The 19,394-nt window shown below is 64.0% G+C and carries 19 protein-coding genes; 14 read left to right on the top strand and 5 right to left on the bottom strand.

Translation table 11 applies throughout. The features are described 5' to 3' along the window. The first annotated feature begins 56 nt into the window (after positions 1–56). The 4 genes from polA to cydX all read left to right on the top strand — a co-directional run bounded on the left by polA (position 57) and on the right by cydX (position 6,170). Positions 57–2,912 (top strand): DNA polymerase I, encoded by a 2,856-nt coding sequence (polA, locus tag ACFSM0_RS07540; RefSeq protein WP_377388861.1) that lies wholly within the window; start codon positions 57–59, stop codon positions 2,910–2,912. Between the two features lie 380 nt (positions 2,913–3,292). Continuing rightward, a complete protein-coding gene (locus tag ACFSM0_RS07535; RefSeq protein ID WP_377388859.1) occupies positions 3,293–4,876 on the top strand; it encodes a cytochrome ubiquinol oxidase subunit I in 1,584 nt (527 codons plus the stop codon). A gap of 4 nt (positions 4,877–4,880) precedes the next feature. Next, positions 4,881–6,038: a cytochrome d ubiquinol oxidase subunit II gene (gene cydB / locus ACFSM0_RS07530; RefSeq protein WP_377388857.1), complete on the top strand. Its 1,158-nt coding sequence runs from the start codon at positions 4,881–4,883 to the stop codon at positions 6,036–6,038. A gap of 12 nt (positions 6,039–6,050) precedes the next feature. Further along, positions 6,051–6,170: a cytochrome bd-I oxidase subunit CydX gene (gene cydX, locus ACFSM0_RS07525; protein ID WP_377388855.1), complete on the top strand. Its 120-nt coding sequence runs from the start codon at positions 6,051–6,053 to the stop codon at positions 6,168–6,170. A 327-nt stretch (positions 6,171–6,497) separates the two neighbouring features. Here the strand turns inward: cydX and ACFSM0_RS07520 are convergent, their stop codons facing one another. Then, positions 6,498–7,169, bottom strand: a complete 672-nt coding sequence (locus ACFSM0_RS07520) for a glutathione S-transferase family protein (protein ID WP_377388853.1) — start codon at positions 7,167–7,169, stop codon at positions 6,498–6,500. A 186-nt stretch (positions 7,170–7,355) separates the two neighbouring features. Between ACFSM0_RS07520 and ppk2 the strand changes: the two genes are divergently transcribed. The 5 genes from ppk2 (at position 7,356) to ACFSM0_RS07495 (ending at position 11,830) form a co-directional block, all read left to right on the top strand. Then, positions 7,356–8,438 carry a polyphosphate kinase 2 gene (ppk2, locus tag ACFSM0_RS07515; RefSeq protein ID WP_377388851.1) on the top strand — a complete coding sequence of 361 codons (1,083 nt, stop codon included), beginning with the start codon at positions 7,356–7,358 and terminating at the stop codon, positions 8,436–8,438. A gap of 74 nt (positions 8,439–8,512) precedes the next feature. Beyond that, entirely contained in the window at positions 8,513–9,133 is a 621-nt protein-coding gene (locus ACFSM0_RS07510) for an SAM-dependent methyltransferase (RefSeq protein WP_377388849.1), read from the top strand. A gap of 140 nt (positions 9,134–9,273) precedes the next feature. Beyond that, positions 9,274–9,723 (top strand): c-type cytochrome, encoded by a 450-nt coding sequence (locus ACFSM0_RS07505; protein ID WP_377388847.1) that lies wholly within the window; start codon positions 9,274–9,276, stop codon positions 9,721–9,723. Positions 9,724–9,785: 62 nt separating this feature from the next. Continuing rightward, entirely contained in the window at positions 9,786–10,373 is a 588-nt protein-coding gene (locus ACFSM0_RS07500) for a cytochrome b/b6 domain-containing protein (RefSeq protein WP_377388845.1), read from the top strand. A gap of 41 nt (positions 10,374–10,414) precedes the next feature. Further along, positions 10,415–11,830, top strand: a complete 1,416-nt coding sequence (locus ACFSM0_RS07495) for an MATE family efflux transporter (protein ID WP_377388843.1) — start codon at positions 10,415–10,417, stop codon at positions 11,828–11,830. Here the strand turns inward: ACFSM0_RS07495 and ACFSM0_RS07490 are convergent. From ACFSM0_RS07490 to ACFSM0_RS07480, 3 genes are all read right to left on the bottom strand, one after another. Then, complete coding sequence (locus tag ACFSM0_RS07490) at positions 11,787–12,917, bottom strand: NAD(P)/FAD-dependent oxidoreductase (RefSeq protein ID WP_377388841.1); 1,131 nt, start codon at positions 12,915–12,917, stop codon at positions 11,787–11,789. The two genes, ACFSM0_RS07495 and ACFSM0_RS07490, sit on opposite strands and share 44 nt — an antisense overlap. Positions 12,918–13,011: 94 nt before the next feature. Then, a complete protein-coding gene (locus ACFSM0_RS07485; RefSeq protein ID WP_377388839.1) occupies positions 13,012–13,437 on the bottom strand; it encodes a hypothetical protein in 426 nt (141 codons plus the stop codon). Between the two features lie 48 nt (positions 13,438–13,485). Beyond that, positions 13,486–14,688 (bottom strand): pyridoxal phosphate-dependent aminotransferase, encoded by a 1,203-nt coding sequence (locus tag ACFSM0_RS07480; RefSeq protein WP_377388837.1) that lies wholly within the window; start codon positions 14,686–14,688, stop codon positions 13,486–13,488. A gap of 170 nt (positions 14,689–14,858) precedes the next feature. Here ACFSM0_RS07480 and ACFSM0_RS07475 point away from each other — a divergent pair, with 170 nt between their 5' ends. From ACFSM0_RS07475 to ACFSM0_RS07460, 4 genes are all read left to right on the top strand, one after another. Continuing rightward, on the top strand, positions 14,859–15,155 hold the full coding sequence (locus ACFSM0_RS07475) for an FAD assembly factor SdhE (protein WP_377388835.1): 297 nt from the start codon (positions 14,859–14,861) through the stop codon (positions 15,153–15,155). A gap of 107 nt (positions 15,156–15,262) precedes the next feature. After that, positions 15,263–15,775 (top strand): MarR family winged helix-turn-helix transcriptional regulator, encoded by a 513-nt coding sequence (locus ACFSM0_RS07470; RefSeq protein WP_377388833.1) that lies wholly within the window; start codon positions 15,263–15,265, stop codon positions 15,773–15,775. Between the two features lie 128 nt (positions 15,776–15,903). Next, positions 15,904–17,067 carry a serine hydrolase domain-containing protein gene (locus tag ACFSM0_RS07465; RefSeq protein ID WP_377388831.1) on the top strand — a complete coding sequence of 388 codons (1,164 nt, stop codon included), beginning with the start codon at positions 15,904–15,906 and terminating at the stop codon, positions 17,065–17,067. A gap of 4 nt (positions 17,068–17,071) precedes the next feature. Continuing rightward, positions 17,072–17,440, top strand: coding sequence for a DUF2237 family protein (locus tag ACFSM0_RS07460; protein WP_377388829.1), 369 nt, complete (start codon positions 17,072–17,074; stop codon positions 17,438–17,440). Here ACFSM0_RS07460 and epmA read toward each other — a convergent pair. After that, entirely contained in the window at positions 17,428–18,477 is a 1,050-nt protein-coding gene (epmA, locus tag ACFSM0_RS07455; RefSeq protein ID WP_377388941.1) for an EF-P lysine aminoacylase EpmA, read from the bottom strand. The genes ACFSM0_RS07460 and epmA overlap by 13 nt on opposite strands. A 100-nt stretch (positions 18,478–18,577) precedes the next feature. On the opposite strand from epmA, the gene efp reads away from it, so the two are divergent. Next, entirely contained in the window at positions 18,578–19,147 is a 570-nt protein-coding gene (gene efp / locus ACFSM0_RS07450; protein WP_377388827.1) for an elongation factor P, read from the top strand. Positions 19,148–19,394: the final 247 nt, after the last annotated feature.

Below are 19,394 nucleotides of genomic sequence, written 5' to 3'. Positions count from 1 at the left end.
GTTCCGGGGCGCGGGCGGCTGTGGCACAACAAACCGGCAAGCGAGGGGAGAGGACCATGAGTTTCGGCAAGGGCTGCCATCTGCATCTGATCGACGGATCGGCCTTCATCTTCCGCGCCTATCACGCGCTGCCGCCGCTGACGCGCAAATCCGACGGGCTGCCGGTGGGCGCTGTCGCGGGCTTTGCCAACATGATTTATCGCTATATCGAAGAGGCGAAGGGGGCGGATGCGCCGACCCATGCCGCGGTGATCTTCGATTACAGCTCGAAGACCTTCCGCAACGAGATCTACCCCGCCTACAAGGAAAACCGCCCCCCCGCGCCCGAGGATCTGCGCCCGCAATTCCCGCTTACGCGCGCGGCGACCAAGGCGTTCAACCTCGCCTGTCTCGAGATCGAGGGTTATGAGGCCGATGACATCATCGCCACGCTGGCGCGGCAGGCGCGCGAGGCGGGCGGGCGCGTCACCATCATCTCCTCCGACAAGGATCTGATGCAGCTGGTGGGCAATGGCGTGAGCATGCTCGACGCGATGAAGAACCTCGCGATCGGCCCCGAAGAGGTGGAGGCCAAATTTGGCGTCCGCCCCGAGAAGGTGGTGGATGTGCAGGCGCTCGCGGGCGATTCGGTCGATAACGTGCCGGGCGCGCCGGGGATCGGGATCAAGACCGCGGCCCAGCTCATTGCCGATTACGGCGATCTGGAAACGCTGCTCGCGCGCGCGGGCGAGATCAAGCAGCCCAAACGGCGCGAGACGCTGATCAATTTCGCCGACCAGATCCGGGTCTCGAAACAGCTCGTGACGCTTTGCGATACCGTGCCGCTCGACTTTGGGCTTGAAACACTCGAGGTGAAGGAGCCCGATCCGCAAGCGCTGATGGACTTCCTCAATCAGATGGAGTTCCGCACGCTCACCAAACGCGTGGCGGACAAGTTCGGCCTGGCCGCGCCGCTTGCCACCGAGGTTGCCCGCGGCGATAGTGCCGCCGCAAAATGGGCCGATGGCGCCGCGCCGCAGCCGCGCATTGACCCGCAAGCGGTGCCGGATGCGCCGATCGACCCCGCCGCCTATGCCACCATCCGCGACGCCGAGACGCTGGAGGCCTGGCTTGCCGAGGCGCGCGCCAAGGGCGTGCTCGCCGTGGATACCGAGACCACCTCGCTGGATGAAATGCGCGCCGACCTGGTTGGCATTTCGCTTGCCACCGCGCCAGGCAAGGCCTGTTACATCCCGCTGGGCCACACCGCGGGCGGCGATGACCTCTTTGGCGGTTCGGCGCGCGTTGAAGGGCAGATGGATTTTGAGGCTGCGCTGGCGCTTCTCAAGCCCGTGCTTGAGGATGAAGCGATTCTGAAGATCGGCCAGAACATGAAATATGACTGGAAGATCTTTGCCCGCCACGGCATCCGCGTCGCGCCTTTCGACGATACGATGCTGATGAGCTATGCGCTCTTTTCCGGGCTGCACGGTCACGGCATGGATGCGCTTTCAGAGGAATACCTCGGCCATCGCCCGATCCCGATCAAGGAGCTGATCGGCGCGGGCAAAGCGCAGATCACCTTTGACAAGGTGCCGCTCGACAAGGCCACGCCCTATGCCGCCGAGGATGCCGATGTCACGCTGCGGCTCTGGCGCGCCTTCAAGCCGCAGCTGTCCCGCGCGCAGGTGACGACGGTTTACGAAACGCTCGAACGCCCGCTCGTCCCGGTGCTGGCCGAGATGGAAATGGCGGGCGTGAAGGTTGATACCTCTGTGCTCGCGCGGATGTCGAACGTGTTTGCGCAGCGCATGGCGGGGCTGGAAGACGAAATCCAGACCCTTGCCGGGCAGCCCTTCAACGTGGGCTCGCCCAAACAGTTGGGTGAGATCCTGTTTGACGGCATGGGCGTGCCGGGCGGGCAAAAGGGCAAGACGGGCGCCTATGCCACCGGCGCCGATGTGCTTGAAGACATCACCACGATGGACGATCACAAGGAGGCGGCGGCGCTTGCCGCCAAAGTGCTCGACTGGCGCCAGATCTCGAAGCTGAAATCGACCTATACAGACGCGCTGCAAACCCATCTCAACCCCGATACGGGGCGGGTGCATACCTCTTACAGCATCGCCGGCGCCAACACCGGTCGCCTCGCCTCGACCGATCCGAACCTGCAAAACATCCCCGTGCGCTCGGACGAGGGGCGCCGCATCCGCGAGGCCTTCATTGCGCCCGCGGGGCACAAGATCGTTTCGCTCGACTATTCCCAGATCGAGCTGCGCATCCTCGCCCATGTCGCCGACCTGCCCGAGATGAAGGAGGCGTTCCGGCAGGGCATCGACATTCACGCGATGACGGCGTCGGAAATGTTTGGCGTGCCGGTCGAGGGGATGGACCCGATGATCCGCCGTCAGGCGAAGGCGATCAACTTCGGCGTCATCTATGGCATTTCGGGCTTTGGCCTTGCGCGCAATCTGCGCATTCCGCGCGCCGAGGCGCAGGGCTTCATCGACCGCTATTTCGAGCGCTTTCCGGGGATCCGCGCCTATATGGAGCGCACCGTTGCCTTTGCAAAGGAGCATGGCTTCGTGCAAACGCTCTTTGGCCGCAAGATCCACACGCCCGAAATCAACGCCAAGGGGCCGGGGGCGGGCTTTGCCAAACGCGCCGCGATCAACGCGCCGATTCAGGGCGCCGCCGCCGATGTGATCCGCCGTGCGATGATCCGCATGCCCGGCGCGATTGCGGGGCTGCCCGCGCGGATGCTGCTGCAGGTGCATGACGAGCTGATTTTCGAGGTGGAAGAGGGCGCGGTCGAACCGCTCATCGCCACCGCGCGCGCCGTGATGGAGGGGGCCGCCGATCCGGCTGTGCGCCTTTCCGTGCCGCTTGTGGTCGACGCGGGGCAGGGCGCAAGCTGGGCCGAGGCGCATTGAACGCCCCTTCGGCGTGAGACTCACCTGGATGTGATCGCGCTTTGCTGGCGCGGTGCGCGGGCTTTTGCGCCCGTGCATGCGCCTCGGGAGCTGCGACAAATTGCCATCGGAAACATTTTTTTCGCCGGGCTCTGGCCGTTTTGAACCCGGCTCACGCCTTTCAAGCGACACAAAACAAAGACCTTTCAAGGGGTTCCTTCCCGAAAGTGACGCAGTCACGAATTTTGCCCTCAACCTAAGCAATTGATCGTAGTCACTTTTTCAGGTGGGACATTTTGCCCACCTGCGACAGCCGGCGCAGGCGCGACAGGCCGCCGCAGGGTTCATAGCTCGAAGAACCGCCTGCACGGGACTGGGCGGCGAACCAGTTGGAGAGAACAATGGAGTTCGGATTAGTCGAGCTATCTCGCCTGCAATTCGCAGCGACAGCTATGTACCACTTCCTCTTCGTGCCCCTGACGCTCGGGCTGTCGATCATGCTGGCCACGATGGAGACGGTCTATGTGATGACCCGTCGCCCGATCTGGCGGCAAATGACGAAGTTCTGGGGCACGCTTTTCGGCATCAACTTTGTGCTCGGGGTGTCTACCGGCATCACGATGGAATTCCAGTTCGGCATGAACTGGAGCTATTACAGCAACTACGTGGGCGATATTTTTGGCGCGCCGCTGGCGATCGAGGGGCTGATGGCCTTCTTCCTCGAGGCCACGTTTGTGGGGCTGTGGTTCTTCGGCTGGGAAAAGCTGCGCCCGCGCGCGCATATGTTTGTCGGCTGGTGCGTGGCGATCGGCTCGAACTTCTCGGCGCTCTGGATTCTCATCGCCAACGGCTGGATGCAAAACCCGGTCGGGGCGGAGTTCAACCCGATGACCATGCGCATGGAGCTGGTTGACTTCTATGCCGTGCTCTTCAACCCGGTGGCGCAGGCGAAATTCGTCCACACCGTTTCGGCGGGCTATGTGACGGCCTCGATCTTTGTCGTCGGTGTGTCCTCCTGGTATCTGCTGCGGGGCCGTCATGTCGAGCTGGCGCGCCGCTCCATCGCCATCGCCTCGGCCTTCGGCCTTGCCGCCTCGCTCTCGGTGATCGTGCTGGGCGACGAGTCGGGCTATGAAGCCACCCACAACCAGAAAATGAAGCTCGCCGCGATCGAGGGCATGTGGGACACGGAAAAGGCGCCCGCCTCCTTCAACCTGTTCGGCATCCCCGATCAGGAAGCGCGCGAGACCAAATATGCGGTCAAGATCCCCTTCGTGATGGGGATGATCGGCACCCGCTCGCTGACCGAAGAGATGCCGGGCATCAAGGATCTGGTGAAGGGCTCCGAGCGCCGCATCCGCTCCGGCCTCATCGCTTATGAGGCGCTCTTGCAAATCCGCGCGGCCAAAGGCGATGTCACCCCCGATGTGAAAGCGACCTTCGAGGAGCATTCGGGCGATCTGGGCTACGCGCTGCTGCTCTCGTCGATGGTCGAAGATCCGCTGACCGCGACCGATGCGCAGATCGAAGCCGCAGCCTGGAAAACCGTGCCCGGCGTGCTGCCGATGTTCTGGACCTTCCGGCTCATGGTGGGCTTTGGCTTCTTCATGCTGCTGATGCTGACCTACATGTTCTGGACCACCAACTTCCGCGGCGGGCGTTATCCGCAATGGGCGCTCAAGGTTTCGGTCTGGATTATCCCGATGCCCTGGCTTGCCGCCGAAATGGGCTGGTTCGTGGCCGAATTCGGTCGTCAGCCCTGGACCGTTGACGGGCTCTTGCCCACCGCGCTCTCGGCCTCGCATCTCTCGGTCTTTGATCTCGCGGTGACGTTGGGCGGCTTTGTTGCGCTCTACACCACGCTTTTGATCATCGAGATGAAGCTGATGCTCGCGGCGATCCGCAAAGGGCCGGTGCATGATGTCGAGGCGGTTGCCGCCTGGAACGCGCGCCACGCCCCGATTGCCCCCCAACCTGCGGAGTAAGATCATGATTTTGCATGAACTGCTGAGTTACGAAACCCTGCGCGTGATCTGGTGGGTGCTTCTGGGCGTGCTGCTCATCGGCCTTGCCGCTACCGACGGCTTTGACATGGGCGTGGCCGCGCTCATTCCTTTCGTGGGCAAAAGCGATACCGAGCGGCGCGTGGTGATCAACACCGTCGGCCCGGTCTGGGAGGGCAATCAGGTCTGGCTGATCCTCGGCGGCGGGGCGATCTTTGCCGCCTGGCCGATCCTTTATGCGGTCAGTTTCTCGGGATTCTATCTGGCGATGTTCATCGTGCTGGCCTCGCTGATCCTGCGCCCCGTCGGCTTCAAATATCGCAACAAGCGGGAAGGCTTTGCCTGGCGCACCCGTTGGGACTGGGCACTTGTCATCGGCGGCGCGGTGCCGGCGCTGATCTTTGGCGTGGCGGTGGGCAACGTGCTGCAAGGCGTGCCGTTCTCGCTGCAAGACAACATGATGGCGATCTATCCGGGCAACTTCCTGCTCAAGCTTCTGGGCCTTCTGAACCCGTTTGCGCTGTTTGTCGGTGTGGTCTCGCTTGCGATGCATGTCAGCCACGGCGCCTCCTGGCTGGTGCTGAAAACCGAAGGCGCGGTGCAGGCGCGCGCGCGCCGGATCGGCACCTATGCGGGGCTTCTGGCCATTGCCTGCTTCCTGCTCGCCGGTGTCTGGCTTGCCTTTGGCATCGAGGGTTACCGCTACGTGTCCGAGCCCGACCATTTCGGCCCGTCGAACCCGCTTCTGAGCGAGGTCGTGCGCGGCGGCTCGTGGATCGACGCTTACGCGACGCGGCCCTGGATCATCATCGCGCCGATCATGGGCGTGGTGGGGCTTGCCGGTCAGGTGCTGCTGATGCGGCTCTGGAGCGGTTGGTCGGTGGTGGCGGGCAAGGTGGGGATCTTCGGCATCATCTCGACCGTGGGTCTGACGATGTTCCCCTTCATCCTGCCCTCCTCGCTCAACCCCGATGCCTCGCTGACGGTCTGGGACAGCTCGTCTTCGCATATGACGCTGTTCATCATGCTGGTCTGCACGATCATCTTCCTGCCGATGATCCTTGCCTACACTTCCTGGGTCTACAAGGTGCTCTGGGGCAAGGTCACGCCGGAAGAGGTTTCCTCCAACCCGAACGCTTACTGAGAGGTCTGAACGATGTGGTATTTTGCCTGGCTTCTGGGTCTGCCGGTGGCAGTGATGTTCGGGGTGATCAACGCGATGTGGTTTGAGCTGCAGGAAGATCGCCGTCGCATCGAAGGCACGCTGGACGACTGAAGCTGATCTCCGGCGGTGGCATGGCCGCCGCGGGAAGGACAATTGCGCTTTTGGCGCAGGGCCGCCCGGGTTGTCTCGGGCGGTTCTTGTTTTTCAAGAGTGTTTTCGCCTCGGCAGAGCCGAGGCGACCCGCCGGGGGGCTTCGCCCCCCGGACCCCCCAGGATATTTCTGCAAGGAGAAAGGGGGCCAAGCTGCGGGGCAACCGGCCCGCTGTCTGGCCCCACAGGGCAGAACATTCCACTTCGACTTTGTTTAAATATCCCGGGGGTGCGGGGGCGGAGCCCCCGCCGGGGTCGCTTCGGCCTGGCCGAAGCGAAAGATCCCGCTCACACGGGCTCGGCTGCGCGGGTTTCCCACATCTCGCGGAAGGCGGGCCGCGACTGGCAGAGCTCCAGCCAGCCACTCAGCCTCGGAAAATCCGCCATAAGCGCGGCATGCGGCTGCGCATAGCGCACCACTTCCGCCATGTTGATATCCGCGATCGTGAAGCGCCCGCCGACCATGTGGCTATGCGCGGCCAGATGCGTCTCCAGCGCCTTGAAGGGGCGTTGCAGCCGGGCGCAGGCGGCGATGATCCGCGCTTCGCCCGTTTCGCTCGCCGCATCGCCCCGGGCATAGGCCTGGGAGATGTCGAGCGCCGCCTCCTCGATGGCTGTGGCGCCGTAAAGCGCCCATTGCACCATCAGCGCGTCCTCGCGCAGATCCTTGGGTGCAAGCGGGCCGCCCGCCTTGCGCGCGAGATAGAGGTTGATGGCGAGTGATTCCGAAAGCACGAGCCCGCCATCCTCCATCACCGGGATCGCCCCCGCGGGCGAGAGCTTCAGAAAATCGGGCGACCGGGTGTTGAAGGGCGCCTCCGGGTGGGTGGGCGCGATCCCCTGTGCTTCGAGCCGGTAGGCCTGAATGACCGGCTTCAGCGTCCAGGCGAGGCCAAGCTCCATCAAGGCCCAGATGTTGCGCGTCGCACGTGAGCGATACATGCCGTAAAGCGTGATCATGATCTGTTCCCTCCCGGAACCGCTGCTGCGCCGCCATCCTGCCCGATGCGCGCCGTGAAAGGAAGGGTGGGCGCGGCGGATCTCCCGCCTTCGTCCGCCCCGCAGGTCAAGGCGACGAATTGACCCGTATCAAGGTGCCGTTCACCAAACTGTGGCAGCACGGGGGCAACGATCAGGGAGGACGAGATGGAAGATCAAACCGGCGTGCCGACGCGCCCCGCCGAGCCGGAAAATGTGGCCACAGGCGCCGAGCCGGAAACGGCGGTCACTGGCGCCGAAGTCACGGCAGAACAAACCGCCACGGCCCTGCCTGTCGAGCCCGAACCCGCCCCGGGCGAGGGGGCGCTGCACGGCCCGCAGGCCTTCCCCTCCCTCGATCCGAACGCGATCCGCACCGCTTTCGAGAGCGGCAAATACCCCTATCCGCACCGGATGGCGCGCGCCACCTATGAGAAGGAAAAAGCGAAGCTTCAGGCCGAGCTTCTCAAGGTGCAGCTTTGGGCGCAGGAGACGGGCGAGAAATTCGTGATCCTGTTCGAAGGCCGCGATGCGGCGGGCAAGGGCGGCACGATCAAGCGCTATACCGAACACCTGAACCCGCGCTTCGCGCGCGTTGTCGCGCTCAACAAACCCTCGGATGAAGAGCGCGGCCAATGGTATTTCCAGCGCTATATCCGCTGGCTGCCCACCGCGGGCGAAATGGTTTTCTATGACCGCAGCTGGTATAATCGCGCCGGTGTTGAGCGGGTGATGGGCTTTTGCACGCCGACCGAATACCTTGAATTCATGCGTCAGGCCCCCGAGTTCGAGCGCATGCTGGTGCGCTCCGGCATCCGGCTTTTCAAATACTGGTTCTCTGTTACCCGAGAGGAACAACGCCGCCGCTTCACCGAGCGCGCGACAGATCCGCTCAAACGCTGGAAGCTCTCGCCCATCGACATGGCGTCGCTCGACAAATGGGAGGATTACACCGAGGCGAAGGAGGCGATGTTCTTTTACACCGACACCGCCGATGCGCCCTGGGTGATCATCAAGTCGAATGACAAGAAACGCGCGCGGCTTAACTGCATGCGGCATTTCCTGTCGTCGCTCGACTATCCCGACAAGGATCTTTCCATCGTCACTCCGCCCGATCCGTTGATCGTTGGCCATGCGCGCCATGTGGTCCATTCGGCCGAGCATATTTTGGGCGCCGCGCAGCACCCCGAAGCGCGCCGCCAGCCGCGCGCAAAGGCGCCCCGGTCGGGGCCGCCCGCAACGGCGGGTTGAAACGCGCAAGCGAAGTGCAGCTTGAATCGTCGCGCCGTTGCGGCGATTTTGCCCTCGATACGCGGGGGGATCGCATGAGCTGGGACGAGCGCTTTTCGGGGGCGGAATACTACTACGGCACCGAACCGTCGGCGTTCGTGCGCGCGCAGGCCTGGCGCTTGGCCCGGGGCAGTTCCGTGCTCTCCGTGGCCGAGGGCGAGGGGCGCAATGCTGTGTGGCTGGCCGCACAGGGGCTGTGCGTTCATGCGCTCGACGGCTCGGCCGTGGCGCTCGCCAAGGCGCAGGAACTGGCCTGCGCGCGGGGCTTGACCGTCGCCGTGGAACAGGCGGATCTTGCGCGGTATATCTGGCCGGTCGAGGCGCATGATGCGATCTTCGGCGTCTTCATCCAGTTTGCGCCGCCGCCGCTGCGACAGGCGATGTTTCGCGGCATGGCGCAGGCGCTCAAACCCGGCGGGTATTTGTTTTTGCACGGCTTTTCGCGCCGTCAATTGGGGCGTTCCTCGGGCGGGCCGCCGGTCGCGGAGCAGCTCTGGACGCTCGATGAGCTGCGCGCGGCCTTCCCCGGATGGGAGGTCGCCCATCAGGCCGACTACGAGGCCGCTCTGAGCGAAGGCGCGGGCCATGTGGGGGCGGCGGCGCTGATCGACTTCATCGCCCGAAAACCGTCCGAGGCGCCCGGAGCTGCGCGCTGATGCCGCAGCCCAAAAGCGGCCTGTGACGCTGTCACAGACATTTCATTCCCTATCTCATAGACGGAACGGCAGTAATCGTGCGTAAAGCGGCTACTCACGTTCACGATCTCACCGACCCCAGATCTTCCTAGGAGATATGCATGCGTAAAATTCTTCTCACCCTGCCGGTTGCGGCGATGGTTCTCGGCACTGCGGCTTTCGCCGATGGCATGGAAACCGTGAAAGCCCGTCAAGACTTCTTCAAGGCGCTCGGCGGCTCGATGAAGGCGATGGCCGGCGTGGCGAAAAACTTTGACGCCGAGGCCGCCAAAGCCGAAGCCGCGAAGCTCGAAACGCTGCTCACCACCGACATGGGTCCGCTTTTTGCGCCCGGCACCTCGAGCACCGATTTCCCCGGCGAGAGCGAAGCCAAGGCTTCGATCTGGACCAATATGGACGATTTCGGCGCCAAGGGCAAAGCCATGCATGAAGCCGCTGCGGTGGTGATTGCCGCTGCCAACGCGGGCGATGCCGCGGCCTTCGGGGCCGGGCTCAAGGGCCTCGGCGGCACCTGCAAGGCCTGCCACGACGATTACCGCGAAGAAGACTGATCAACGTGATGCGGGGCGGGGGGAGACCCTCGCCCCGGACCTTGATGCTGAAAGGACGCCCGATGACCGATATGACCGAGACTTCCGCCCCGAACACTCCGATCTGGGATCCGCTGGTGCGGGTCTTTCATTGGGCCCTGTTTGTGTGTGTTGTGGGCGCGTGGCTCCTGGGCGAGTTCGGCCCCTCGATCATGACGCTGCATTTCTGGCTCGGATATGCCATTGGCGGGCTTTTGGTGGTGCGCCTGTTGTGGGGGCTGATCGGCCCCAAAACGGCGCGTTTTGCCAATTTTGTCACCGGGCCGGGGCCGGTGTTGCGCTATGCGCTCACGCTGTTTTCGCGCAAGCCCAGCCACACCCATGGCCACAACCCGATGGGCGGCTGGTCCGTGGTGGTGATGCTCGCGGTGCTCGCGCTGCAGGTCGGCTCCGGGCTTTTCAGCGCCAGCTTTGATGATTTCGTGTTCGGGCCGTTCTCAGACCTTGTGTCGGAGGATGTCAGCGGATGGATGCTGGACCTCCACAAGTTTTTGGCGCCGGTGATCCTTGTGCTTGTCGCGCTGCATGTGGGCGCGATCGGCTTTTACAAGGTCTGGAAGCGCGAAGACCTTGTGACGCCCATGATCACCGGTCGGCGCCCCCGCTCCTGAGGACACTGGACGGACACACGGGCCTCAGCTAGCGTCCGGCCATGAACCAGACAGTCAAATCCCCGGCGGCGCAGCCTTCTGGCCTCGCCGCCAATCTTGTTGCAACGCTGTGGCTCGGCCTGCCGATGGTGGGCTCGAACGTCGCACAGATGCTGCTGCATGTCTCCGACACGATCATGCTCGGCTGGTATGGCGTGCCCGAACTCGCCGCGGTGGTGCTGGGCTCCTCGTTCTTCTTTTTCCTTTTTATCCTCGGATCGGGCTTTTCCTATGCGCTGATGGGCCGGATCTCGACGGCGATCGGGCGCGGCGATGCGGTGCAACTGCGCCGCGATGCGCGCATGGGGCTCTGGATCGCGATCGGCTACGGCCTGGCCGTGATGCCGATCATGGCCGCCGCCGAGCCGATTCTGCTGGCGCTTGGGCAAGACCCCGCGCTTGCGGCACTGGCGCAGGACTATCTGAGCATCGCCATGTGGGGGCTTGTGCCCGCGCTGATCGTGGCTTGCCTGCGCGCCTATCTGAGTGCGCAAGAGCGCGCGCATCTGGTGATGTGGGTGACGCTTCTGGGCGTGGCGCTCAATGTGCTCGGCAACTGGTCCTTCATCTTCGGCCATTTCGGCGCGCCGGAAATGGGCGTGCGCGGGGCGGCACTCGCCTCGGTGCTGGTGCAATTGTCCTCGGCGCTCTTGCTTGCGCTTTATGCGGCCCGGGCGCGCGGCCTGCGCCAGGTCGAGCTGTTCGCGCGTTTCTGGCGGCCGGACTGGGAGGCGCTCTGGGCAGTTTTGCGCCTTGGCCTGCCCGCCGGGCTCACCCATCTCTCGGAGGCGGGGCTGTTTCAGGCCTCGGCGCTGATGATGGGCTGGATCGGCACCACCGAGCTTGCCGCGCACGGGATCGCGCTCGAACTCGCCTCGCTCACCTTCATGATCCACATGGGGATCTCGAATGCCGCGACGGTGCGGGCCGGCCACGCTTATGGCGCGGGCGACGTGGCGCGGCTCAGATCCGGGGCGAAGGCGGCGCTGATCCTCTCGCTCGTCTTCGCGGCGCTGACGATCATCGTTTTCCTTGGCATGCCGCATCGGCTGGTGAGCCTTTTCATCGACAATTCCGACCCGATGGCCCCCGCGATTCTCGCCTTTGGCGCGCGGCTTCTTGCGGTTGCGGCGCTCTTTCAGCTCTTTGATGCGGCGCAGGTGATGGCGCTCGGGCTCTTGCGCGGCGTGCATGACACCCGCGTGCCGATGGTGGTGGCAACAATCTCCTACTGGCTGATCGGCGTGCCAACGAGCTACGTGCTCGCCTTTCCGCTCGGGCTCGGCGGGGTGGGGCTCTGGCTTGGCCTCGTGCTCGGCCTTGCCTGTGTTGGCATCACGCTGATCTTGCGGTTCTGGCGCGGGCCCTGGCTCGTTACCGGAACGCCCTCAGATAGTGGGTCTCGAACGCCCGCTTGAGCCAGTGGAGCGGTCGCATCGCGGGCAGCACAAGGTTGATATTGCCCCGGCGGAACACGATCATCCCCTTGTCGAGGCTGTCCATGATGCAGATGAGTTCGGGCACGAATTCGGTGCGCGGCGGCTTGCCCGCAAGCGCGGCGGCAATATTGGCGGCCACGGCCTGCGCCTGCAAATCGGCCTGATGCGCCTGTTTGGGCAGCCATTCCGGCCCCGGATAGGAGCCCGCGTCGCCCGCCACCCAGATCCCCTCAAAGCCCGGCACGCGGCACAGCGCATCGCCCTCGATCATCTTGCCGGGGCTGAGCGGCAGATCGGTGCCCTCGAACCATTGAAGACCTGTCATGCCGGGCTGAAACAAGATCAGATCGGCGGCAATCTCGCCCCCTTCCGTCACCACCTTGTCAGGCGCGATCCGCACCATCTTGTGGCCAAGATGGGTGGAAATGCCCCGCCGCGCCATGGCCGCAAGCACCCCGTCCACGGCCTTTTCACCGAGCCGCTGTCCGGGGCGCTTGGAGGGGGAAAAGAACACCAGTTCAAACTTCTCGCGCCGGCCCTGACGGCGCAGGAGCGTATCGAGGATGAACAGATATTCAAACATCGGCCCGCCGCGGATCGCACCGGGCTCGGCCGGGTTGGCCGCCATGCCAATGGCGATGGTGCCCCCCTCAAGCTTTTGCAGCCCCGCGGTGATCCGCTCGGCGGCGTCGATCCCCTCGCAGGGGATGATCGCATTCTCGATCCCCGGCAGCTTGCGCAAAAACCGTCCACCAGTGGCGATCACGATATGATCGGCGCGGAGCACCGCGCCGGTGTCCAGCGTCACGCTGCGGTTTGCGCCCGACATCGTCGTTACCGAGGCCTTGATGTGGCGCAGCTTGTGGCGGGCAAAGAAATTGGCGAGCGGCAGCTTCAGCCCTTCGCCGGTGCGCAGCCCTGCCGGGATCCAGATCGTCGAGGGCAGGTAATGGAGCGTATCGCGCGGCGAGACGAGGGTGATCTCGGCGGTCACGCCGCGCTTGCGCAACGCCCGCGCCGCGGTGAGGGCGGCAAAGCCCGATCCGAGAATGAGGACATGCGGCATGGCGGCTCCGATCCGGAAATACACATTCATCTAGCAGAATGTATCATAATCCCGCGCCACACCGCCGCACAAGCGCGGGGGCACGGTTGCACCATCACGCTTCGGTGTTGTCCCCCGCCGGGGCGCTCAAAAGCCGCTCGGCCTTTTTGCGCACCAGCACCGAGCGCAGGTCATGCATCGCCAAGAGCAGCGCATCGGTCACCTCGTCGAGTTGCGCGCCGGTGGCCTTGGACTGTGCCCAATGCGTTGTCAGGTTGAGATGATCGACGGTGCGCAAGATGTCATCGACCTCGCGGGCGGAGAGCTGCGCCGCCCGCTTTGCCATCCAGGCTTCGATCTCGTGCAGATCCGCGGGGGAAAGCTTGCGCTCCCCCTGCGGCTTGACCTCGCCATTGCGGATATTGACGATGGCAATCTGATCCATCTCGATGCGGCGTTGCCGGTTCTCGGTATCCACCTTGAACACGGCCGCGCCATTCTCGCGGATCCGGAAATAATATTCCGGCAGATCGCCAGCCATCCAGTTCTCCCGGGGCGCGCTCGGGCGCGCGCCTCCTCCATCTTGCCCTTATTTCAGCCCTTCGCAGAAGGCCTTGATGCGCGCGCAAGCCTCGGTCAGGGCGGCATCAGAGGTAGCGTAGCTGATGCGGAACGCGGGCGAAAGCCCGAAGGCCGCGCCAAACACCACCGCAACGCCCGCTTCCTCAAGCAGCGCATTGGCGAAAACCTCGTCATCGGTGATCGTCACGCCCGCTTTCGAGGTTTTGCCGATCAGCCCGGCGATCGAGGGATAGACGTAGAACGCGCCCTCGGGCGTCGGGCAGGTGATGCCGGGGCAGGCGTTGAGCGCGGCCACCACGAGGTCGCGGCGGCGCTCAAACGCCACGCGGCTCTCGCCGATGTAGTCCTGCGGCCCGTTCAGCGCCTCAACGGCGGCATATTGGCTGATCGAGCAGGGGTTGGAGGTGGATTGCGACTGCACCTTGCCGATCGCCTTGATCAGCGCCTCCGGCCCGCCCGCATAGCCGATCCGCCAGCCGGTCATCGCATAGGCCTTGGAGACGCCGTTGCAGGTCAGCGTGCGGTCGTAAAGGCCCGGCTCGACCTGCGCGGGGGTGACAAATTCGAAGCCGCCGAACACGAGGTGCTCATACATGTCATCCGACATCACCCAGACATGGGGATGGCGCATCAGCACATCGGTGATCGCCTTCAGCTCGTCGCGCCCATAGGCCGCACCCGAGGGGTTGGAGGGCGAGTTGAAGATGAACCATTTGGTTTTCGGGGTGATCGCGGCTTCCAGATCGGCGGCGGTGATCTTGTAGCCCGCCTCCATCTTGCCCTCGACAAAAACCGGCGTGCCGCCCGCAAGCAGCACCATGTCGGGGTAGCTCACCCAATAGGGCGCGGGGATGAGCACCTCGTCGCCCGGGTTCAGCGTGGCCACGAGCGCATTGTAAAGCACCTGCTTGCCGCCAGTGCCAACCGTGATCTGATTGGGCGCATAGTTCAGCCCGTTTTCGCGCGCGAACTTGGCGCAGATTGCCTTTTTCAGCTCGGGGATACCGTCAACGGCGGTGTATTTCGTTTTGCCCGCGGCAATCGCCGCCACCGCGGCCGCCTTGATGTTTTCGGGCGTGTCGAAATCCGGCTCGCCCGCGCCAAGGCCGATCACATCGCGCCCGGCCTCCTTGAGCTCCCGCGCCTTGTTCGTCACCGCGATGGTGGGCGAAGGTTTCACGCGCGCAAGCGTATCGGACAAAAAGGCCATGACGGGGCTCCTGTGGCTGAACTTCCTGTCCCTTACGCGCGCGCGCACAAGCCTTCAAGCGGTGTCAGGGCGCTTTCGGCGAGGCTCACCGCCCTGTCATCGCCGCGCCGGGCTTGACGTGGCGGGGCGGGAGTGCAAGGCAAAGAAAAACGGCACAGAAGGGACGTGCGATGACCGACACCACCCCCCAAACCGAAACGCCCGACGCGCGGCTCAGACGGATGCGGATGCGCAGCTGGCGGCGCGGCATCCGCGAGATGGACCTGATTCTCGGCCCTTGGGCCGATACCGAGCTTGAGCACCTCGATTCTGTCACACTCGATCTCTACGACCGGCTGCTCGAAGAGAACGATCAGGATCTTTACCCCTGGATTTCGGGGGCACTGCCTTGCCCGCCACATTATGTTGAGATCCTTGACCGGATCGGCAGCTTTGCCCGCAACCGTCATGGCGCAAAAACGTCATGAAATTTCAGCAAATCCGACGAGAGATCGCTTTGGTCGGGTTTGCTTAACTCTATCTTCGGGTTTTTCCGTCAATTTGCCTCAAGGAAGCGAGGATTGCGGAGTAAGGAATGACGTTTCAAACCCCGATGATGGCACCCCCGGCTGACGAGGGTGCTCCCCACGGCATGATGGCGTGCTACCTCGACAGCCTGTCGCTGGTCGAAAGACTGCACCGGCTGCTTCTCGACGTGATCAAGGATGAGTTCGAACGGTTGGGCATCCTCGAGATTAACCCCGTTCAGGCCCTTCTGCTGTTCAATATCGGCGAGAACGAGGTGACCGCGGGCGAGCTGAAGAGCCGCGGCTATTACCAGGGCTCCAATGTGAGCTACAATCTCAAGAAGCTGGTCGAGACCGGCTACATGCACCATCAACGCTGCGAAATCGACCGCCGCTCGGTGCGGGTGAAGCTGACGCCGAAGGGCGTGGATCTGCGCACAGCCGTCACGGCGCTGTTTGAGCGCCATGCCAAGGGCATGGATGATCGCAAGGTGATCACGCTCGACGCGATGGACGAGATGAATCGCACCCTGCGCCGGATGGAGCGTTACTGGTCCGATCAAATTCGCTACATCTACTGATCTAACGGCCGGAATCCGGCTCACTACTCCCGTCTGACGCTGCGGCAACCCGGTGCGCTCTGCCCCGGATCTTGCCCCGGCGCAGGCGGCGTGGTTGTTTTGACAATCGCGCAACGGGGGAGGGGCGGATGCGACGGGTCTTGCGGATTTTGGGGCGAGCTCTCTTCGTCCTGTTGCTTGTTGCGGGCGTTTTCGCGCTGATCAAGCGCGAGGAGATCTCCCGGTTGATGGCGGTCAACGCGCTCTTTTCCGAAGAGCGGATCGTGGCGAATTTCTCGCATATGGACCTGCTCTTTCATTTCCGCGTGCTTGACCGGGGGGCCGGGCCGGTCTCTGCGCTGCCGATGGGGGCCCCGGAGGCGCTCTCCCCCGAGGTGCAGGCGTGGATCACCGCGCGCCATGTGACCGCGCTGGTGATGATGCGCGCAGGCGCGATTGTGCATGAGAGCTATTATCTGGGCACCGGGCCGGAGGATCTGCGGATCTCCTGGTCGATGGCAAAATCGGTTCTCTCGGCGCTGTTTGGCACGCTTTACGAAGAGGGCACGATCCACGATCTGGACCGTCAGGTGACCGAATACGCGCCGACCCTGCAAGGTTCGGCCTATGAGGGGGCAACGCTCCGCGATGTGCTCACCATGTCCTCCGGCGTTGCCTTCAACGAGGATTACATGGATTTTTCAAGCGACATCAACCGGATGGGCCGGGTGCTGGCGCTCGGCGGCTCGATGGACGGCTTTGCCGCCTCGCTCAAGGCGCGGGCCACCGAACCCGGAACGCATATGCATTATGTTTCCATCGACACGCATGTTCTGGGCATGGTGATCGCGGGGGCGACCGGGCGTGACCCGGTCGATTTGATGGAGGAGCGCATCATTCAGCCGATGGGCTTTGAGGCCTCTCCCGAGATGCTGACCGACGGGGAGGGCACGGGCTTCGTGCTGGGCGGGCTCAACATGCGCACCCGCGATTATGCCCGCATCGGCCAGATGATGCTGCAACAGGGGGCATGGAACGGGCGCCAGATCGTGCCTGCGGCCTGGGTCGCCGCCTCAACCTCGCATCAGGCCGCCGATGGGGCCGGCTACGGTTTCCAATGGTGGGTGCCCAAAGACAGCGCCGCACATGGCCATGATTACATGGCGCGCGGCATCTATGGGCAGTATATTTACGTCAACCCCGCGGCGCAGGTGGTGATTGCCGTCAATGCGGCCGACCGGGGGTTTGACGCGGATGGCGTTGAGGATGCCAATCTGGCGCTGTTGCGGCGCATGGCGCGGCCCGAGGGGTGAGGCGATGAAAAAAGACACGTCTGTCAATGTGCTCGGCGGCGCGCTCCAGCCCTGTTCGGTGTCGCCGATGACCGGGTTCTTTCGTGATGGCGCCTGCAACACCTGTTGGGAAGATCACGGGCTGCACACGGTTTGCGTGGTGCTGACCGCCGAGTTTCTCGCCTGGTCGCGCTATATCGGCAATGACCTCACCACGCCGCGCCCGGATTTTGCCTTTCCGGGCCTCAAGCCCGGCGAGCGCTGGTGCCTCTGCGCGGGCCGGTTTCTTGAGGCGCATGACGAAGGCTGCGCGCCGCAGGTGGTGCTCGAATGCACGCACAAACGCACGCTCGAGGTGGTGCCCTTGGAGGTGCTTTCGTCTTACGCGATCTGATCGCTGACCGGGGTCCAGATCACATCGTCAATCCGCGGCGCCGCCGTGGCGAGCATCACGAGCCGGTCAAAGCCCAATGCGATGCCGGAGGCCGCCGGCATCTGCGCGAGGGCGGCGAGAAAATCCTCGTCGAGCGGATAGCGCTCGCCATAAATTGCCGCCTTCTCCGCCATCTCGGCCATAAAGCGGGCGCGCTGGGTCACGGCATCGGTCAATTCGCCAAAGCCGTTCGCCAGCTCGACCCCGCAGGCATAAAGCTCGAACCGCTCCGCAACGCGGGCGTCATCGGGGGCCGGGCGGGCGAGGGCCGCCTCGGCGAGCGGGTATCGGTCAAGGATCGTCGGGCGGCCATGGCCCAGATGCGGCTCCACCCGGGCCACGAGCACTTTCGAGAGCATGAGCGACCAGCTCTCGTCATCGCTCACGGCGAGCCCGGTCGCCCGGCACTGCGCGCGCAAGCCCTCGGCATCGGTCTCTCCGCCACGGCCGCAGGTCGCCAGAAGGTCGATTCCGGCATGGCGCGCGAAAGCCTCCGCGACCGAAAGCCGCTCCGGCTCGGCAAAAGGATCGCATTCACTCTCCCGAAACCGCAGTATCCGGCTTCCCGCCGCTTTCGCCGCAAGCGCGAGCATCGCCGCGCAATCCTGCATCAGCACGGTATAATCCTCGCCCACGCGATACCATTCGAGCATGGTGAACTCGGGGCTGTGGAGCGGCCCGCGCTCGCGGTTGCGCCAGACATGGGCAAAGGCGGCAATCCGCGTCTCGCCTGCGGTGAGCAGCTTTTTCATCGCGAATTCAGGCGATGTGTGCAGATACATCGGATGCGGCTGCCCGTCATTGCCGATCGCTTCGGTGGCAAAGGCGTGCAAATGCGCCTCATTGCCGGGGCTGACTTGCAGCGCCACCGGGTCGACTTCCAGAAAGCCCGCGCCCTCAAGCCAGCGCCGCAGCGCCGATTGGATGCGGGCGCGGGCCAAAAGCGCCGGTCGGCGGTCGGCGTGACGTTCGGGGCTCCACCAGGGGGTTTGGCGCATGTTCAGGGCTTTTTGCTGGAAATCGTGACGGATCTGGTTTAGGCGCTTCGCCATCCGGGCGCTAGAGCCTGCTCACGATCGTATTCAAGGGACCGCAAGAATGGCAAAAGTGATCGCTTCCTCGATCCGCAAGGGCAACGTGATCGACCTCAACGGGGTCCTGCATGTCGTCATCAACGCCGAGAACATCCACCCCGGCAAGGGAAACTCGGTGACTCAGGTCGAGATGCGGCGCATTTCCGACGGTGTGAAGGTGCAAGAACGCTGGCGCACCGTCGACAGCGTGGAAAAGGCGCATGTCGACGAGGAAGAGTTCGACTTCCTCTATGAAGACAGCGAAGGCTTCCACTTCATGAACCCGCAGACCTATGAGCAGGTCGCCGTCGGGGAAGATGTGGTGGGCGATGCCAAGGTGCACCTGCGCGACGGGATTCGGGTCTGGCTTTTGCTGCACGAAGGCGTGGCGCTCTCGATCGAGCTGCCGCAGAAGGTGACGGTCGAGGTCGAGGAGACCGAGCCGGTGGTGAAGGGGCAAACCGCCTCTTCCTCCTACAAGCCCGCGCAATGCACCGGGGGCATCCGCGTGATGGTGCCGCCGCATATCGGGGTGGGCACCAAGATCATCATCAACACCGCCGACAACGCCTATGTGGAACGCGCCAAGGAGTGATCCGGCGCAAGCCTGGGTTTTCAAGGCGCCCTCCGGGGCGCCTTTTTCATGGTCGCTCCCGTGCCTGTCTCCGGGCGGGGGGGGCGATGCCTGGGGTCTGATCTTCGCCGCCTTGGGGGTCCAGGGGGCCCGGCCCCCTGGAACAGCAGGGGGTGCGGGGGGCGGCAGCCCCCCGCCGGGTCGCGTCGGCCCTGCCGACGCGACAGTCCTGTGCTTTGGCCAAAGAAAAAGCCGGAGGTGGTCCCCC

Origin of the sequence: Rhodobacter lacus (genome assembly GCF_042683065.1) — a bacterium.
Classification (GTDB): Bacteria; Pseudomonadota; Alphaproteobacteria; order Rhodobacterales; family Rhodobacteraceae; genus Rhodobacter; species Rhodobacter lacus.
The sequence above is the reverse complement of the archived record's forward strand: the minus strand, read 5'-3'. Positions and strand labels throughout refer to the sequence as shown.